This window comes from Bifidobacterium sp. LH_426 (assembly GCF_056356875.1).
The window spans coordinates 242,317-260,143 of record NZ_JBKEVB010000003.1; the positions used below are offsets into that span (position 1 = coordinate 242,317).

Genomic DNA, 17,827 nt, shown 5'->3' on the forward strand with positions numbered 1-17,827 from the left:
TGCGGAATGTGCGAAAAGCGTTGCAATGCATGGAAAATGGGGGTACCGCGATTCGGTGGCTTGCGATAACCTGTTACGCGTGACTGAATCTTCGAATACTGCAAACGAACTCCGCATCGCCGTGATCGGCGCGGGCCCCGCCGGCGTCTACTCCTCCGACATCTTCCTGCGCCAGCTCAAGAAGCTGGGCGAGGAGCTGGGCCTCGGCACCAAGGCCCGCATCGACCTGTTCGAAAAGCTGCCCGTGCCGTTCGGCCTGGTCCGCTACGGCGTGGCCCCCGACCACCCGTCCATCAAGTTCATCGCCTCCGCGCTCGAGAAGACGCTCGACAACCCGGACATCCACCTGTACTGCGACGTGGAGTTCGGCAAGGACGTCACCCTCGACGACCTGCTCGCCCGCTACGACGCCGTGCTGTTCGCCACCGGCGCCGTCAAGGACAAGCCGCTGCGCATCCCCGGCGCCGACCTCGACGGCGTGTACGGCGCCGCCAAGTTCGTCGAATGGTACGACGGCTACCCCACGGGCGCCCGCGAATGGCCGCTCGAGGCCGAGAACGTCGCCGTGATCGGCGGCGGCAACGTGGCGATGGACGTCGCGCGCGAGCTCATGCGCAACGCCGACGACCTCAAGGCCAAGACCGACATTCCGGACAATGTCTACGAGGGCATCCAGAACAACAAGGCCAAGGTGCTCCACCTGTTCATCCGCCGCGGCGTCGCCCAGGCGAAGTTCAGCGTGCAGGAGCTGCGCGAGATGGAGAAGCTGCCCGGCGTGCAGCTCATCATCAACGAGGACGACTTCGAACTGGACGACGACACCATCGAGGTCGCCGGCAAGGACAAGCTCACCCGCCAGATGGTCGAGGAGCTGTTCGCCATCCGCGAGATGGCCGAGGACATGGAGGACGACGGCGACGTCGACTACGAGGGCAACCCGGCCGACCGCAAGTACTACGTCCACTTCAACTCCGCGCCCACCGAGATCGTCGGTGAGGATGGCAAGGTGAAGGCCATCCGCGTCGAGCGCACCGAGACCGGCGCCGATGGCGTGATGCACCGCACCGGCGAGTTCACCGACTACCCGGTCGAGGCCGTCTACCACGCGATCGGTTACCAGCCGGCCGAAGCCCCCGGCATCGCCTACGACAGCCACGGCGCCCACCTCGCCAACGCGAACGGTGACGGCCGCATCACCACCGAGGCCGAAGGCGGCGAGGTGCGCGAACGCCTGTACGCCACCGGTTGGGCCAAGCGCGGCCCGGTCGGCTTGATCGGTTCGACCAAGTCGGACGCGCTCGCCATCGTCACCAACATGCTCGAGGACCTCGCCAAGGCCGCCGAGGGTGGCCGCGTGGCCGCCGACCGCGACCCCGAGTCCATCGACCGCCTGCTGGAAAGCCGCGGCGTCAAGCCGATCGACTTCGCCGGCTGGAAGAAGGTCGACGCCTTCGAACGCGCCGAGGGCGCGAAAGAGGGCCGTGAGCACAAGAAGGTCATCGAGCCCGCCCAGATGCGCGAGCTTGCCCACGCCGAGTGAGTCGCGAGTCGGTCGGTCACATTCCGGCCAGGTGTTTCACGCCGCGTTTCACGTGACACGTCGTAGCATGGCGTGAAACACCCGCCGGGAGTGCTCGGCCGCGCGCCACATCCGTGCGTCACACAGAAGCCGCGATCGGCGGAATCGGATCCGGGTCCCACCGGAATCCCTGCCGATCGCGGCTTCGTCATATGCTTCGTCCTATTCTCATACGTACACGTGCGCGCGTCGGCATACGCGGGCCCGTGCGCAGTCATCATCATGCGGTTCGATATCACGTTCGTGATATCCCGTGACCGTGATATCGCAGACGTGATATCGCGTATCCGCATAATCGGAAGGTGGTCCGTCATGAAGCAGTCGCGTGGCTCCTCGCATAGGGGGAGGGGAGCGCATGGCGGCGGACGGCCGTCGCGCAACGGCCAGGCGCGCCGCCATCACACGACGCAATACCAGCATGCGTCACGGCGGATGCGCGCCGTCTACCGCCGCCGGCGCATCGTCGTCGGCATGGCGGCGCTCGCCGTGGTCTGTCTCGTCGTCGGCGTGATCGTGCACGTGCCCGGCTGGGTGGCGGGCGCGGGCGACGTGGTGGAGGCCGCGTCCGGCCATCCCGCGCTGCACCGCGCGTCGACGGCCAAGCCGCGCGCGCTCACCGCCGCGGAGCGCGCGGTGAACGCGATCGGCGGCCTCGACGGCGCGGCCGACGTTTCCACGGAAGGTTTCACGCTGTCCGACGACGACCGTGCGGTGCTCGACCGAGCCGTCGCGACCGTCACGTCGGCCGGATACGGCGTATCCGCGACGATGGTCGACATGACGACCGACCGCGCGCTCGCCGTGCACGGCGGCGACGCGCGCTACTCGGCGTCCGCGATCAAAGGCCCCTACATCATCTCCCTCGCCGCGACCGGCACAATCGACCTCGACGCGGTCCAGCAGTCGTCGGACGCGAACCCGACCGGCGTCGGCGCCGACGGGCAGCCGGTCTCCTCCGCCGACGGCGACGCGACGGGCGCGTCGGCCGCGTCGGAGGAGGACGAGTCGGCGATTGCGTCGGACATGGCGCTCACCTCGACCGGTGCGGGCGTGAACCAGCTCATCGCGCAGACGATTTCCGTATCCGACAACAGCAGTTTCGCTGCGCTCCACCGCACGTACGGTTCGGGGGCGTTCGCCGCGTGGGCGACGCGCGCGCATGTGGGCGTCGACGTGACGGGCGGCGCGTACCTCAACATCTCGTCGATGGACATGGCGCGCATGTGGGCGATGGGGTACGGCTACCTGTTCGATGGCGATTCGGCGCTCGCCGTGCGCGGGTCGAAGCCGGCCACGTCCGATGCGGCGCGGCAATGGCTCGCGGGCGAGTTCACCGATACGCTCAACTCGAGCATCCACAACGCGCTCGGTGATCAGGACGGCTATGCGGTGTACACGAAGGCGGGATGGATTGACGAGGACGACTATCACGCGTTGAACGACGCCGGCATCGTCACGAACGCTTCCGGCGGGTACGTACTCGCGGTGATGACCGACGCGGTCGAACAGTACGACTTGGTGGCCGGGTTGGTCTCCGCGCTGGACGGCATCCACTCGTCGGCGATGGCGCAGTAAGCGGATCGTCTTTTCGGACCTGCCGGTGTGGCGTCGGGGTCTCTCCCTCCGTCACGGCTTCGCCGTGCCACCTCCCTCGTCAGAGGGAGGCGAGGCTGGTGTCGTCTTTGGTGGTGGCATGTTGGCTCCTCTGATGAGGGGGCTGTCGGCGGAGCCGACTGGGGGAGAGATTTCGGGATGCATGCAGGCGGTGTTTCACGTGAAACATCGCACGGTCCGCTCGGCTGCCGTCCAGCGAAATTTCAGATAGCCCCGTTAGCGTGAGCCGTATGGACGGCAAAATGCGTGTGCACGGCCATTGCAATGGCCTGAAGACAGCCCTGCTTTTCGGAGTGATGTGGGCCGTCGTCATGCTGGTCTGGTGGGCCACGGGCGGCAGTAGGGGAACCCTCGGCATCTTCATTCTCATCGGACTTGGTTCCACGTTCTTCTCCTACTGGTTCTCCGACAAGCTCGCTATCGCGTCGATGGGGGCGCAGGAGGTCAGCGAGGCGGAGGCGCCCACGCTGTACCGGATCGTCCGCGAGCTGTCCGCCAAGGCCGGCAAGCCGATGCCGCGCATCTACGTAGCGCCGACGATGAGTCCGAACGCGTTCGCCACTGGGCGCAACGAACGCCATGCCGCCGTCTGCTGCACGCAGGGCATCCTCAGGATTCTCAACGAACGTGAGATCCGTGGCGTGCTCGGCCACGAGCTGATGCACGTGTACAACCGCGACATCCTCACCTCGGCGGTCGCCTCCGCGATGGCGACCGTCATCACGTATCTCGGCTATTCGCTCATGTACTTCGGCGGCGGTACGTCGCGCGACGAACGCGACAACGCGTCCGGCGGGCTCGGCCTGATCGGCGTGCTGCTCAGCGCGATCCTCGCGCCGATCGCCGCGTCGCTGTTGCAGCTGGCGATCTCCCGCACGCGCGAATACGACGCGGACGAGGACGGCAGCATGCTCACCGGCGATCCGGAAGCGCTCGCCTCCGCGCTCAATAAGATCTCGTACGGCGCGCAGACCACGCCGATGCGCAAGACCGCCGGCACGCAGTCCGTCTCCGCGATGATGATCGCCAACCCGTTCTCCTCGGTGGGATTCTCGAAGCTGTTCTCCACCCATCCTCCGACCGAGGACCGCATCAAGCGCCTCATGCAGATGGCCCAGGAGATGCGCGCCGCCCAGGTGTACGGCGGTGCCGGTGGGGTCGGCGGTCCTGCGCAGGTGCGCTGGTAGCGTCTCGCCGTCCGCCGATTCGGCCGATGTGAGTCCCCGATGATTGAGGTCATCGGGGACTCACTTGTTATGAGGCGGGGAAAACGTTGGAATCATTGGGGACACGCCGTATGCGGCCTATTAAGTTCATTCGTTTGACAAACATTGTTCGACCATTTAACATATTGAATCGTCAATCGGAAACGGATGGCGGCGCACAGTGATGGGACGCCACGCGGATTCGACGAAGAACGCAGTGAACACGAACATCAAAGGAGACTGCAATGGGTCTGTGGGATATCGACAAGATCGAGTACGTCGGTCGCAAGGGCGAGAAGGAAGGCCTCGGCTTCCGCTACTACGACGCCGACAAGGTCGTCGCCGGCAAGAAGATGAAGGACTGGCTGCGCTTCGCGGTCGCCTACTGGCACACCTTCGACCAGCGCCTCGTCGACCCGTTCGGCGACGGCACCGCCGAGCGTCCGTACGACAAGTACACGAACCCGATGGACCTCGCCCTCGCCAAGGTCGACTACGCGTTCGAGTTCTACACCAAGCTGGGCGTCGAGTACTTCTGCTTCCACGACCGCGACATCGCGCCGGAAGGTGACACCCTGCGCGAGACCAACGCCAACCTCGACAAGGTCGTCGACAAGATCGAGGAGAACATGAAGTCCACTGGCGTCAAGCTGCTGTGGAACACCCAGAACCTCTTCACCAACCCGCGCTTCGTCTCCGGTGCCGCCACCTCGCCGTTCGCCGACATCTTCGCCTACTCGGGCGCGCAGGTCAAGAAGAGCCTCGAGATCGCCAAGCGCCTCGGTGCCGAGAACTATGTGTTCTGGGGCGGCCGTGAAGGCTACGAGAACCTGTGGAACACGCAGATGCACCGCGAGCAGGCCCACATGGCCAAGCTTTTCCACCTGGCCGCCGACTACGCCAAGGAAATCGGCTTCGAGGGCCAGTTCCTCATCGAGCCGAAGCCGAAGGAGCCGACCTCGCACCAGTACGACTTCGATGCCGCCGCCGCGCTCGCCTTCCTCAAGACCTTCGATCTGGACGACGTGTTCAAGCTGAACCTCGAGGGCAACCACGCCAACTTGGCCGGCCACTCCTACCAGCACGAGGTCCGCTTCGCCCGCGAGAACGGCATCCTGGGCTCCCTCGACGCCAACCAAGGCGACAAGCTCATCGGCTGGGACATGGACGAGTTCCCGTCCGACCTGTACGACTGCGTCGCCGTGATGTGGGAGGTCCTGGCTAACGGTTCCATCGGCCCCCACGGCGGTCTGAACTTCGACGCCAAGCCGCGCCGCACCTCCTTCGCCGCCGACGACCTGTTCCGTGCGCACATCGTGGGCATGGACTCCTACGCCGCCGGCCTGCTGGTCGCCGCCAAGATGCACGAGGACCACTACATCGAGGATCTGCAGGCCGACCGCTACAGCTCCTACGAGTCCGGCATCGGCAAGGACATCGAGGACGGCAACGTCACGCTCGCCTCCCTCGAGGAGTACAGCCTCGACAAGACCCAGGCCGAGCTGCGCGCCGCCACCAAGTCCGACCACCTCGAGCAGGTCAAGGCCACCATCAACAACTACATCATCGACGCACTGGCCGAAGCGTGAGCCGAAAGCCCGGTGGGCTTTCGGGTAGCCTCAGGCGAGGTTGAGGCGGGACGGCCGGCGACGGGGCTTTATTCGGATCGCAATCGCCCCATTGGGTAACTGGAGGCGATATATGGCAAACCCCCGGAATGAAGAACGGCTTCATTCCGGGGGTTTGCCATATGCGATGGCGGCTGATGCCGGCGGTGATTGCCACCGAACAGGAACCACATGAAGGCAAGTTCCTGCTCCCGCTGGCGGGAGCTGGCCGCCGTAGGCGGTCTGAGGGTGGTTCGGCGCCGAACCGCGACCACCCCCAGTCGGCTTCGCCGACAGCCCCCGCCGGCGGGGGCGTGAACATCGGTATCCGGTGGGAGGTCCATCGTGATGCGACAGCCCCTCGCCGGCGGGGCGGCGGCTCCTTCTTCAGCCGCGGGCCTTCACGTAGGCCTCGTATACGGCCTCGGTCGGCTCTCCGGTCTCCACGCCGTCGATGGTGAGCGGCCACTCCGGCGGCTCGGCCTCACCGGACAGCACCCACGCGGCCTGACGCGCCGCGCCGATCGCCACGTACTCGTCGGTGGCCGGGCGCGTCACGTCCATGCCGAGGATCGATGGGGCCAGTGTGCGGATCGCCACCGACTTCGCGCCGCCGCCGATCAGCAGGATGCGGTCGATCCGCGCGCCCAGCGAACGGATCAGCTCCAGGCAGTCGCGCTGTGAGCACAGTAGACCCTCGACGAACGCGCGCGCAAGATTCTCCTTCGTGGTGTTGTGCAGGGTCAGACCGGTGAGCGACGCGGTGGCGTCGGGGCGGTTCGGCGTGCGCTCGCCGTCGAAGTACGGCACGAGCGTGATGCCGCCGGCACCCGGCTCGGATCGGAAGGCCAGCTCGGCCAGTTCGTCGTAGTCGATACCGAGGGCCGCGCGGCCGGCATCGATGATGCGTGAGCCGTTGATTGTGCAGGCGAGCGGCAGGTAGTGGCCGGTGCAGTCCGCAAAGCCCGAGACCGCGCCGGTCAGGTCGTACACCGGGTTCTCGGCGATGGCCGCGGCCACGCCGGACGTGCCGAGCGAGATCGACACGTCGCCTACGCCCATACCGAGGCCGAGCGCGGCCATTGCGTTGTCGCCGCCGCCGGGGGCGAGGATGCAGCCGCCGTCGACGTTCTTGCCGGCGATGGCGGGGGAAGCGTTCACGGCGGCCGTCTCGCGCGGGCCGAGCACGGTGGGCAGGATGATGGATGCGGCGTGCGCCTTGGCGGCCTCCTCGCCTTCGGCGGCGGCCAGCACCATCGCGATGAGGTCGCGGCGGTACTCGCCGTGCGCGGCGTCGTAGTAGATGGTGCCGGACGCGTCGGAACGGTCGGTGAACAGCTTGTCGAGGTGCGCGTCCTCGCCTTCCGCGACAGGGCCGTAGCCGGCGATGCGCCAGCTCAGCCAGTCGTGCGGCAGGCAGATCGCGGCAATCCGCTTCGCGTTCTCCGGTTCGTTCTCGGCCACCCATGCGACCTTGGTGAGTGTGTAGGAGGCGACCGGCGAGGAGCCGACGGCCTTGACCCAGCGCTGCTTGCCGCGCGCGACGACGTCCTCCGGCTCGCCGTCCGCGGCCGGGGTGGCCTCGCCGAGCTTCTCGATGAGCGCGGCGGCCTGCGGCGCCGAGCTGGTGTCGTTCCACAGCATCGCGTCGCGGATCACATTGCCCTGCCTGTCCAGGATCACCATGCCGTGCTGCTGCCCGCCGACGGCCAGCGCGGCCACGTCGTCGAGTCCGCCGGCCTGTTCGGCGGCGGACCGGAACGCCTCCCACCAGTATTCGGGATTGGCCGACGTGCCGTCCGGGTGCTTGGCCTGGCCGAAACGCACCTGTTCGCCCGTGGTGGCGTCCGTGATGCGGACTTTAGTTGATTGGGTTGATGTATCGACTCCTGCGACCAATGTACGAGTCATGTTTCCTCCTCGATGAGGGCCGCGCGCAAGACTTTCGACGCGCCGCACCTAATAAGTTAGACGATTAAACTATACTGTATTCCGGCATGAAGATGCAAGTGAGGTCGCGTCGTACGCCATACGACATGCGACGGCCGGCCGGCACGCGTCGCGCGGCGTCTACTATGAAAGTCTACGTCGCCACACGGCCCGAAGCCCAAGACAAACAACAGAGAAGACGAAGACGACAGCATGAAGGGACAGGTACCATGGCCGCTTTGAGGAAGATCAATCAGGACGATCTGCGCAACCACAACCTGTCCGTGACGCTCGACGCGATGCTGTGCGCGAGCGACCCGCTGAGCCGCGCCGACCTCGCCAAAGAGACCGGACTCACCAAGGCGACCATGTCGCTGCTCGTCTCGATGCTGCTCGACTCCGGCGTGGTCGTGGAAGGGGAGCCGGTCGCCGCCGCATCCTACGGACGTCCCAGCACACCGCTGCGCATCCACGGCGGCCGCATCGCCGGCATCGGCCTACAGGTCAACACTGACGGCTACGGCTGCCTCGCACTCGACATCAACGGTGACACGCTCGGCCGCGAATGGGTGAACGACGACATGACCGACTGCGACCCGCAGGACGTGTTCACGAAACTCGACACCATGACGGCATCGCTGGAACAACAGCTCGCCCGCCGCGGCTGCACGGTGGCCGGCACCAGCCTCGCCCTGCCCGGCGTCATCACCGGCAACCGGCTGACGGTCGCCCGCAACCTCGGCTGGACCGACCTCGACCTCACGCGCTTCGACGTGGTGCGCCGCCTCGACGCCATCCCCGGCAACGAGGCGAAGATGGCCGCCATCGCGCAGATCCCGGGCTACGCCACAGAACGCGCCGACTTCCTGAACGTCGTCGACCGACGCGACTCCTTCATCTACGTCTCCACCGACGTCGGCATCGGCGGCGCCATCGTGCGCGACGGCGAAGTGGTCCGCGGCTCGCACGGATTCTCCGGCGAAATCGGCCACCTGTCCGTCGCGATGGACGGGCCGCGCTGCACGTGCGGCCGCCGCGGCTGCCTCGAAATGTACGCGGGCCGCCGCGCGATGGTCGAAGCCGCCGGACTCGCTGACGGCGGTCTCGCCACCCAATCGGATGCCGTCAGACGGCTCCTCGACGGCTGGCGTTCCGGCGACCCGCGGATCACCGCGGTGATCGACCAAGCCGTCGACGCGCTCGTCTCCGCCATCGCCTCCGCCGTCAACCTTATCGACGTGGACACCGTGCTGCTCGGCGGCCTCTGGACGCACTTCGGCGACGAACTCACCATCGTGCTCGAAAACCGCCTGCGCGGGGAGGTCGTCGGACCGGGCGGCATGACGGTGCGCGTCGCCACGCCGCCCGTCGCGGAACACCCCTCGCTATACGGCGCGGCCGAACGCGGCCTGCGCCGGTTCATCGACGACCCGCTGCGGTTCATCGGCGCGTGAACGTTCGGCGGCGACGGCGGGCGATGCGAGGACCGGTGCGGTGATTGGCGTGAGAACCGGTGGGATGGCCGGTGCGCCGGCCGCCCGAGTAGTGAGACGGCGGGGTATCACGTCGGGCGGCGCGTTTACACTGGTGGCTCGCGTCCAAAAGACGCACCCTTGCGGATGTAGTTCATCGGTAGAACGAAAGCTTCCCAAGCTTTAAAGGCGGGTTCGACTCCCGTCATCCGCTCCAGTCACGGGCCGGCGGAATCCCGCCGGCCCGTTGCGTTACGCCCCGTTTGCATGCCCCACTGCACCCATGGTGCGGTAACACATTTCCTCCACAACCCCGGAATCATGCGGTTTTTGAGCACCGCACCATGGGAAGTTTGCCGCACCATGGGAATGTTGGTTGGGGAGAGGTGGGGTTGTTGATGCGCAGCGGGGGTTATGCGCAGCGGGTGGCGCGGGAGATTGGCTCCCAGGGCTGCACGGGGACCGGCTCGGTCGTGAAGATCCGGCGCGTGGGCTCGTCGAGCACGCTCGTGTGGATCGTGGCCTCGTTCACGTATTCGTCGAACCAGGCGTCGGATGCGACGAAGTAGCCGTCGCGGCCCGCGTCCTTGCCCCAGCTGTTCTCGATCTTCCAGCGGTTCGGCTTGCCGTCCGCGTCGAGGTTCACGCCGAGCAGGGTCATCGCGTGGTTCGACGGGCTCACGCCGTACTCGAGACGATCGCCCTTGCCCATCGTGTACTCGATGCCGAACAGGTCCTCCACACGCACCACGTCGCGGCTGAACACGCCCTCGCCGCGCAGCGAGAACTGCTCGCAGTCGCACGCGAACCACACCGGACGCCCGCTCTTCAACTGGTCGATGATCGCCTTCTTGAACACGCTCATCTCCACGTTCGCGAACTCGATCGGGTGCCCGCCGACCACGTTGCCCGTGTGCGCGAGACGGTACAGGCGGCCGAACGGCGTGCGCGCCATCGGCGCGTTCACCACGCCCACGTAATCGTCGAGATCCTGCTTGACGTACTTCGCGTAGAAGTCGAGCGGCGTGATGCCGTGCTCGCTGATCAGTCTGCCCTTCACGAACCCGTCATCGGGCTTCTTGCCATCGGACTTCGTCGCGGCGTCGCCGGAATCCTTCTTCGCATCGTCCGCATCATCGTCGTCATCCTTCTGACGCGCCGTCCAATCGAACGTCTTCGGCGGCTCGCCGAGCGCGACGGCGACGATACGGTACACGTCGTCCATCTGCTCGCGCACGCGCGCACGCAACGCGGCGGCGGACTCGCCCGCCGCGTGACGTGTGCGCAGCTCGAGCGCGAACTCACGCAACTTCGCGTTGAGATATTGCGTGAACGCGTCCGAATCGCGGGAATTCGCGGTCTCCGGGTACGCGGACTTCGGCACCAGACCATACTTCGCGGCGAGCGAGGCGAACATCTGCCACCAGCCGCCGTCGTCCGCCGGATAGTCGTTGATCGCCTGGAACAGGCGCGAATCGGTCGGCTCGTCGAGCGTGGCCAGCACCTGATCCAGATAGAAGTTCGACTTCTCGATCTTGTCGTAGAAGAACAGGTAGGTCTCCGAGAACTCGAAATCGTCGAGGTTCCAGCGGCGGATCACATCGTGGCGGAGCGTGTTGAGGCTCGCGAACATCCAGCAACGGCCGGAATGCTCCTGCGCGGTGATCGAGCCCTGCTTGAGCTCGATCGAGAAATCGTCGCGGGGCAGCGCGCGCAGGCCGCGGTAGTCGGTCGCGGCCTTGAGCACGCCGGCGCTGGTCGCGGCGGTCGCGGCCACGCGGTTCGTGCGGGAGGCGTTGAAGTCGGCGGAGTAGGCGTCGAGCGCGGCGGGGGTGAGGGCGGAGGTTGCGGTTTCGGGTGTGGGTTGGGTAGTGGTATCGGTCATGGTTCCCTATTATCTCGCGGATTGGGGCGCGGGAGACCCCCTCAGTCGGCCTTCGGCCGCCAGCTCCCCCTGAAGGGGGCGCATGCACCGACTCCCAGTGCCACCGATTGAATACCAGCCAGCTCCCCCTAAGGGGGCACTTGTGCGGGGCATGTGGACGTGAGGCGACGGGGGCATGACTTGTGCGGGAATTCACAGCGGGGAATGATCACCCGGCGTGCGTGTTCCGGGCGGCGGCGCGATAATGGCCGTATGACTATCGCAACTCCCGAACGTTATGCTGAAATGCTCGACGCCGCACGTCGCGGCGGATACGCGTACCCCGCCATCAACGTGACGAGCACGCAGACCCTGAACGCCGCGTTGCAGGGCTTCGCCGAAGCCGAATCCGACGGCATCATCCAGGTGTCCGTCGGCGGCTCCGCCTACTTCTCCGGCCAGAGCGTGAACGATCGCGTCACCGGTTCGCTGGCGTTCGCCGCGTTCGCGCACGAGGTCGCGAAGAAGTACCCGAACATCACCGTCGCGCTCCACACCGACCACTGCGCCAAGCAGTACCTCGACGAGTGGGTGCGTCCGCTGCTCGCGCACGAGGCCGACGAGGTCGCGCACGGCAAGGAGCCGACCTTCCAGTCGCACATGTGGGACGGCTCCACCGTGCCGCTCGACGAGAACCTCGACATCGCCGAGGAACTGCTCGACAAGTCCGTCAAGGCGCATACCGTGCTCGAGATCGAGATCGGCGCGGTCGGCGGCGAGGAGGACGGCCACAGCCACGAGATCAACGACAAGCTGTACTCGACGCCGGCCGACGGTGTGAAGGTCGCGCAGCGACTGGGCCTCGGCGAGCGCGGCCGCTACATGGCCGCGTTCACGTTCGGCAACGTGCACGGCGCGTACAAGCCGGGATTCGTGAAGCTGCGCCCCGACCTGCTCGGCGACATCCAGCGCGAGGTCGCCACCGCCGTGGTCGACGGCCGCGTGGCCTCCGCCGCCGGCGCGGTCGACTTCCCGGCCGGCAAGCCGTTCGCGCTCGTGTTCCACGGTGGCTCCGGCTCCCGCCCGGAGGAGATCGCCGAGGCGGTCAGCCACGGCGTCGTCAAGATGAACGTCGACACCGACACCCAGTACGCGTTCACGCGTGCGGTGGCCGGCCACATGTTCGAGCACTACGATGCGGTGCTCAAAATCGACGGCGAGGTCGGCAACAAGAAGTTCTACGACCCGCGTTCGTGGGGCCGCGAGGCGGAGACCTCGATGGCCGCGCGCGTCGTCGAGGCCTGCCAGGAGCTCGGCTCCGCCGGCAAGGCGCTCAAGTAGCGCTCGAGTAGCGGTTTCGCGGGGAAAAGAGGAGGCCGATGCCGTCATGGCACCGGCCTCCCGCCGTTTGAGCTGTTTGATCCGTTTGGCCCGTTTGGCCCGCTTCGGTCTTGGCCCGTTTGCGGCCCGCTACATCACCTTCGTGCTTTCGAGGTTGCGGATGACCCAGTCGTTGAGGCGGATCACGGGCTTGCGCAGCACCAGGCCGAGCACGAGCGAGGGCACGAGGAACAGCGCGAGCTTGCCCATCGCCACCCAGTACTCCATGCCGTAGGCGCCGGCCATGGCCGAGTGCATCGCGTCCACCGCGTACGGGAACAGCAGCCAGTGCGAGACCACCTGGAAGAACGGCGGCAGCGTCTCGATGGGGAACGTGCCGCCCGAGCCGGCCACCTGCATGACGAGCAGCACCACGGCGATCGCCTTGCCGATGTCGCCGAACGAGACGGTCAGCGTGTACACGATGTTCGAGAACACGATCGCCGCCAGCCATCCGACCATCATGAACCGGATTGGATGCTCGCACTGCACGCCCAGATACAGCAGGTCGCCCAGGCAGACGAGCGTGCCCTGCATGAGCGCGAGCACGCCGAACAGCATGTAGCGCCCGAAATACTCCTGATGCATGCGCAATCCGAACCGTCGCGCGTTGCCGGGCGATTCCGAATGCGGCTTGCGCAGCACGTCGAGCATCGCGCCCGGGCCGGCCGTGCGCCCGATGATCACCGCGTCGCGCAGACCCACGTCCTCGCCGAGCGGCAGCACGTTGCCGAGTCCCAGGATCTTCGCCTTCTCATGGTCGGAGATTGCCACCTTGAGCATCGCGACGAGGATGATCGCGCCCACCCAAATCGCGAGGATCGTGTAGAACGGCGCCATCGCGGACCCGTAGTTCGCGATCGGGTAGATGGCCTCGCGGTCGAGGGAGACCGGCGCGGAGAGGATCGTGGCGATCGTGTCCGGATCGGAGGACGCGACCGCGGACAGGTCCGCCTTGGCGCCGGAACCGGAATCGCCGGAACCGGAATCGCTGCCGCCCCCGCTCACCGCGCTCGCGAACTTCGCGTTCAGATCGTCGAGCTTCGCCGCCGCCTTGTCGAGCGTCGAGGCGACGTCGCCCAACGCGGTGCGCACGTCCGCCAGACTGTTCGAGATGCCGCCGGACAGGCCACGCACGCTGGCCGTGGTCGCGGCGAGGCCGTCGACCACGCCGCTGGCCTGCGAGACCATGTCGTCCATCGACGAAGTGAGCGCGTCGATCTGCGGCTTCAGCGTGGACCGGTACGTGTCGGCCGCGTCGGTGACGGACTTGCGCGCGGCCGCGATCTGCGCCTGCAGATCGCGTCGCGTCGCGTCGAGTCCGGCCTTGCCGTCGGACGCCTGCTTCGCCGCCTCGCCGAGCGTGCCGGCGGCGGCGTTGAGCGCGTTCTGCGTGTCCACCGCCTGATCGGCCGCCGCGTTGAGCGCGTCCTGCAGCGCCTTGCCGTCGGCGTCGCCGCTTGCGCCGGCCGTGTCGGCCATGGCGCGCAGCGCGGTCGCGTAATCGCCGTACGCCGCGGCCTGCGCGCTCACCTGCTGCTGCAGTTTGGTGAGCGTGTCCGCGACCTTGCCGTTCTGCGTGTCCTCGTCGTCGAACGCCTTGTCGATCTGTTCGCTGATGGAGTCATAGGCGCCGCCGGCCTGCTTCAGCGCGTCGGCGACGCCGCCCGACGCGCCGTTCATCGCCTTGACGAGCGACTGCGCGCCCTGCGAACCCTGTTCGAGCGCCTGTTTCGCGGCGTCGCCCTGCGTGCCGGCGGAGCCGAGCATCCGGTCCGTCGAGTCGATGATGCCGTCGGCGGCGGCGAGCAGCTGCGCGTAGGAGTTCGCCTGCGCGGATGCGGTCTTCAGCCGCGCGGACATCGTGGTGATGTGCCCGGTCGCGTTCTCCACGTACTGCTGCATCTGCGGGCTGTCCGCGTAGCCGGCGACGTTGGAGGCGAGTCCCAGCGCCACCTGTCCGAGGGTCTTCGCGAAGGTCTGGTCGATGGTCGTGGCGACCGTGCCCGCGCCCTGATCGGTGATGTGCGGCGCGATCGGGTTGATCTTCGCGTTGAGGTAGTAGTCGAGCCGCGCGTGACGGATGGTCGGCGAGAACAGCGTCATCATGTCGGCGCTGAACGATTTCGGGATGACGAGCGCCGCATAGTATTCGCCGGAGTACACGCCGTCGATGGCCTTGTCCTTGTCGACGAACTGCCAGTCGAGCTGGTGGTTGGCCCTGAGTGCGCTCGTCACCGTCTCGCCCACGTTGATGCGCACCGGCATCAGATCGGACTTGTAGCCCTTGTCGGTGTTCGCGACGGCGACCTTGAGCGCCTTCGTGTTGCCGTACGGGTCCCAGCTCGCCGCGATGTTGTACCACGCGTACAGCGCGGGCACGATGACGAGGCCCACCGCCACGATGATCGCGATCACGTTGCGCGTGGCCTGCCGCACGTCGCGTGCGAAGATGCGCCAGATGTTCCTCATCGTTCGTCTCCCTTCGCGGAGTCGGAGTCGGTTGCGTCGGTTGCGTCGGTCGCGGCCGCGCCTGCGCCGCGTGCCGCGCGCTTGCGCCGCCACATGTAGCCGTCGAGCATCACGTCGCGGAACTGTTCGGACGTCATTGCGCCGACGCCCACCTGCTGCGCGTAGCTTTCGCGCGTGTATTCGACGACGATGAGATACACGTCGATGACGATGATCGACAGGATCCACGCCGACAGCATCGCGATCTTCGCCTGCGTGAAGAACAGCAGCATGAGGAACGCGATCGGCAGCACGGTGAGCAGCACGAGGCCGGCGACGATCATCCGCGGGTAGCGGTCGAAGAAGCGGTGCGCGCGGCGCTCGATCAGCTCGCGCATGCCCTGCGAGGAGTCGGAGGCGACGCGGAACGCGGAGGAGAGGCTCACCCGCTCGTTGACCATCGAATCATGTTCGGTGATCATCAGGTCGGTGTCGCCGAGACGACGGTCGAACAGCGCGTTGAGGTTCATCGCGTACCGGCGCACGACGAGTCCGACGAACAGCGCCGCCGGCACGTAGTAGAAGAGGTGCAGCATGTCGAGCCAGTAGTGGTTCGCGTACATGCCGCCGATCGGGCCGCGCATCGCGTTGATGCCGTAGGTGAACGGCAGCCAAGGGTGCAGTTCGCGGAAGAAGTTCGGCATCAGCTCGATCGGGTACAGGCCGGACGCGCCCGGGATCTGCACGATGACGAGGATCACCGCCACCGCCTTGCCGATGTGACGGAACGCGACCGCCAACGCGTAGATGATGTTCACGTACACGAACGAACACCAGACGCCGGCGAGGACGAACAGCAGCGGATGCGCGCATTGGATGCCGATCACCAGATTGCCGACGGTCACGATCAGCGCCTGCAGGAATCCGATCGCGACGAGCAGCAGCCACCGGCCCAGATACGCCTGCGTGGAAGTCATGCCGCGCAGCTCCTCGGCCGCGGCACCGGCCGCCGCGCCGGTCGCTTCTCCCGCCGCTTCTCCGGACTCGCGCGACTCGCGGTCCACCTCCAGCTTGTAGATCGCGATGAGCACGAAGCCGCCCACCCACAGGGCGAGGTTCGTGTAGAACGGCGTGACCGACGAGCCGTAGTTGTCCATCGGATACACGGTGCGCGTGTTGAGCGTGACCGGCGATCCCATGAACTTGCCGAACTCCTTGTCGTCCAGATGCAGCGCGTCCTTCACGGCCGTGTACGCGGCGGAGCTGTCGAGCGCCGCCACGTCGGTGCGGACGCCGGTCACGTCGCCGATGAGCTGGTCGAGCGAATCGTGCGTGCTCGTCACGGTCTGCTTGGTCTGCGTGAGCGTGCCGGACAGCTGGTCGAGCAGGCCCTGGGTCTGCGTGGCCGTGTCGGCGAGCGAGACGAGCGTGCCCGACATCGTGCCGTTGAGCGCGCCGAATGAGTTCAGCGATGTGTTGAGGTTCGGCATGACCGTGCCGGTGAGCGTGCCGCGCGCGTTGGACAGTCCGGTGATGCCGTCGCCCACGGCCTTGCCGGTCGTATCGGACAGGGAGCCGGCCGCCTTCTTGCCGCCGTCGATGAACGCGGTCGCGTCCTTCTGGAAGTCGTCGGCCTGCTGCTGTTGCTTGGCGACCGCGTCGCCCAGCGCGTTCACCTGCTGCCAGATGCGCTGCCCGTCCGGATCGCTGGTGTTCTCGTCGATGCCGTGGTCGCGCAGCGTCTTCTTGAGCGCGTCGACGGCGGCCGACGCCTGGTCGAGCGAGGCGGAGACCGAGGTGTGGATCTGGTTGACGGCCTCCTGCGTGCTGTTGAGCGTGCCGGTCGCGTCGCCGGCCGCCGTGTTCACCTTCACGCCGATGCCGCTCAGCCCGGCCGACCCTTGGTCGAGCGCGCCGACCATCGTCGTGGAGAGCTGCTGCGAGGAGGTCTGCGCCTGCGCGAGCAGCGTGCCCGACTGCGAGGACGTGCGTTGCGCGGCGGCGATCGACTGCTGGAGCGAGGCGAGCGTGTCGTTCGCGCTCGCGATCGTGCCGTCCGACTGGTCGAGCGTGGTCGCGATGTCGTCGAGCGCCGCGTTCACGTCGCGGATGTCGCCGGCCACGGTGTCGAGCGTCGCGATCACGTCGCGCTGCGTCGAGCCCGTCGCGTCGCTCAGGTCGCGCCCCGCGTCGGTCACGGCCTTCGCGACGGTGTTGCCGACGGTCGTGACGAACGTCTGATTAATCTGCTCGTCGATCGTGGTCGCGCCCGAATCGGTGATCTTCGGCGCGATCGCGTTCTTCTTCTCGTTCACGTAGTACGTGATCTTCGGACGCTGCTTCGGATTAGCGAGCGCGCCGACGAGCTTCGCGCTGAAGTCCTTCGGCAGGACGATGGCCGCGTAGTAGTCGCCCGTCTGCATGCCGTTGAACGCGTCCGTCTCGTCGACGAACCGCCAGCCGAGCTGGTGGTTGCGTTTGAGCTGCGTGACGACCTGCCTGCCCGCGTTCAGTTCGCCGACGAGCGGCGAGCTGGTGCCTTTGTCGTTGTTCACGATTGCGACCTGGATGTTGCCGGTGGCGGAGTATGGGTCCCAGTTCGCGAGGATGTTGAACCATGCGTACAGCGATGGGATGATCGCCACGCCCAAGGTGACCACCACGGCGACCGGGTTGCGCAGGATGCGCGTCAGGTCGCGGGTGAACACGCACCATATCGTTCGCAC

At 66.7% G+C, this 17,827-nt stretch carries 10 protein-coding genes and 1 tRNA gene; 7 read left to right on the top strand and 4 right to left on the bottom strand.

What is annotated here, in order from left to right; all coding sequences use genetic code 11:
* The first annotated feature begins 79 nt into the window (after nt 1–79).
* The 4 genes from AC1AYD_RS04845 (at nt 80) to xylA (ending at nt 5,987) form a co-directional block, all read left to right on the top strand.
* Nucleotides 80–1,540, top strand: a complete 1,461-nt coding sequence (locus AC1AYD_RS04845; RefSeq protein WP_476502280.1) for an FAD-dependent oxidoreductase — start codon at nt 80–82, stop codon at nt 1,538–1,540.
* A gap of 351 nt (nt 1,541–1,891) precedes the next feature.
* Nucleotides 1,892–3,154, top strand: a complete 1,263-nt coding sequence (locus AC1AYD_RS04850) for a serine hydrolase (RefSeq protein WP_476502281.1) — start codon at nt 1,892–1,894, stop codon at nt 3,152–3,154.
* Between the two features lie 269 nt (nt 3,155–3,423).
* Nucleotides 3,424–4,380, top strand: a complete 957-nt coding sequence (gene htpX / locus AC1AYD_RS04855; protein ID WP_476502282.1) for a zinc metalloprotease HtpX — start codon at nt 3,424–3,426, stop codon at nt 4,378–4,380.
* 263 nt (nt 4,381–4,643) lie between these two features.
* A complete protein-coding gene (gene xylA / locus AC1AYD_RS04860) occupies nt 4,644–5,987 on the top strand; it encodes a xylose isomerase (protein WP_101621831.1) in 1,344 nt (447 codons plus the stop codon).
* Nucleotides 5,988–6,392: 405 nt separating this feature from the next.
* Here xylA and AC1AYD_RS04865 read toward each other — a convergent pair whose 3' ends face one another.
* Nucleotides 6,393–7,916, bottom strand: a complete 1,524-nt coding sequence (locus AC1AYD_RS04865) for a xylulokinase (RefSeq protein ID WP_476544764.1) — start codon at nt 7,914–7,916, stop codon at nt 6,393–6,395.
* Nucleotides 7,917–8,164: 248 nt separating this feature from the next.
* Here AC1AYD_RS04865 and AC1AYD_RS04870 point away from each other — a divergent pair, with 248 nt between their 5' ends.
* Together AC1AYD_RS04870 and AC1AYD_RS04875 are read left to right on the top strand one after the other, a co-directional pair.
* Nucleotides 8,165–9,388 (top strand): ROK family protein, encoded by a 1,224-nt coding sequence (locus AC1AYD_RS04870; protein ID WP_476502284.1) that lies wholly within the window; start codon nt 8,165–8,167, stop codon nt 9,386–9,388.
* A 161-nt stretch (nt 9,389–9,549) separates the two neighbouring features.
* Nucleotides 9,550–9,623: transfer RNA gene (locus tag AC1AYD_RS04875), tRNA-Gly, on the top strand.
* 195 nt (nt 9,624–9,818) lie between these two features.
* Here AC1AYD_RS04875 and AC1AYD_RS04880 read toward each other — a convergent pair.
* The gene (locus AC1AYD_RS04880; protein ID WP_476502285.1) at nt 9,819–11,291 is read right to left on the bottom strand and encodes a C1 family peptidase; all 1,473 of its coding nucleotides are present in this window, start codon (nt 11,289–11,291) and stop codon (nt 9,819–9,821) included.
* 252 nt (nt 11,292–11,543) lie between these two features.
* Here AC1AYD_RS04880 and fbaA point away from each other — a divergent pair, with 252 nt between their 5' ends.
* Nucleotides 11,544–12,611 (top strand): class II fructose-bisphosphate aldolase, encoded by a 1,068-nt coding sequence (gene fbaA / locus AC1AYD_RS04885; protein WP_476502286.1) that lies wholly within the window; start codon nt 11,544–11,546, stop codon nt 12,609–12,611.
* A gap of 129 nt (nt 12,612–12,740) precedes the next feature.
* Here the strand turns inward: fbaA and AC1AYD_RS04890 are convergent, their stop codons facing one another.
* Together AC1AYD_RS04890 and AC1AYD_RS04895 are read right to left on the bottom strand one after the other, a co-directional pair.
* Nucleotides 12,741–15,122 carry a YhgE/Pip family protein gene (locus AC1AYD_RS04890; RefSeq protein WP_476502287.1) on the bottom strand — a complete coding sequence of 794 codons (2,382 nt, stop codon included), beginning with the start codon at nt 15,120–15,122 and terminating at the stop codon, nt 12,741–12,743.
* The gene (locus AC1AYD_RS04895) at nt 15,119–17,827 is read right to left on the bottom strand and encodes a YhgE/Pip family protein (RefSeq protein ID WP_476502288.1); all 2,709 of its coding nucleotides are present in this window, start codon (nt 17,825–17,827) and stop codon (nt 15,119–15,121) included. The genes AC1AYD_RS04890 and AC1AYD_RS04895 overlap by 4 nt, the downstream gene beginning before the upstream one ends.

What these genes read in the sequence shown, in the direction of transcription:
- AC1AYD_RS04850 (WP_476502281.1), top strand. Translation starts at nt 1,892, where the DNA reads ATGAAGCAGTCGCGTGGCTCCTCGCATAGGGGGAGGGGAGCGCATGGC.
- htpX (WP_476502282.1), top strand. Translation starts at nt 3,424, where the DNA reads ATGGACGGCAAAATGCGTGTGCACGGCCATTGCAATGGCCTGAAGACA.
- xylA (WP_101621831.1), top strand. Translation starts at nt 4,644, where the DNA reads ATGGGTCTGTGGGATATCGACAAGATCGAGTACGTCGGTCGCAAGGGC.
- AC1AYD_RS04865 (WP_476544764.1), bottom strand. Translation starts at nt 7,916, where the DNA reads ATGACTCGTACATTGGTCGCAGGAGTCGATACATCAACCCAATCAACT.
- AC1AYD_RS04870 (WP_476502284.1), top strand. Translation starts at nt 8,165, where the DNA reads ATGGCCGCTTTGAGGAAGATCAATCAGGACGATCTGCGCAACCACAAC.
- AC1AYD_RS04880 (WP_476502285.1), bottom strand. Translation starts at nt 11,291, where the DNA reads ATGACCGATACCACTACCCAACCCACACCCGAAACCGCAACCTCCGCC.
- fbaA (WP_476502286.1), top strand. Translation starts at nt 11,544, where the DNA reads ATGACTATCGCAACTCCCGAACGTTATGCTGAAATGCTCGACGCCGCA.
- AC1AYD_RS04890 (WP_476502287.1), bottom strand. Translation starts at nt 15,122, where the DNA reads ATGAGGAACATCTGGCGCATCTTCGCACGCGACGTGCGGCAGGCCACG.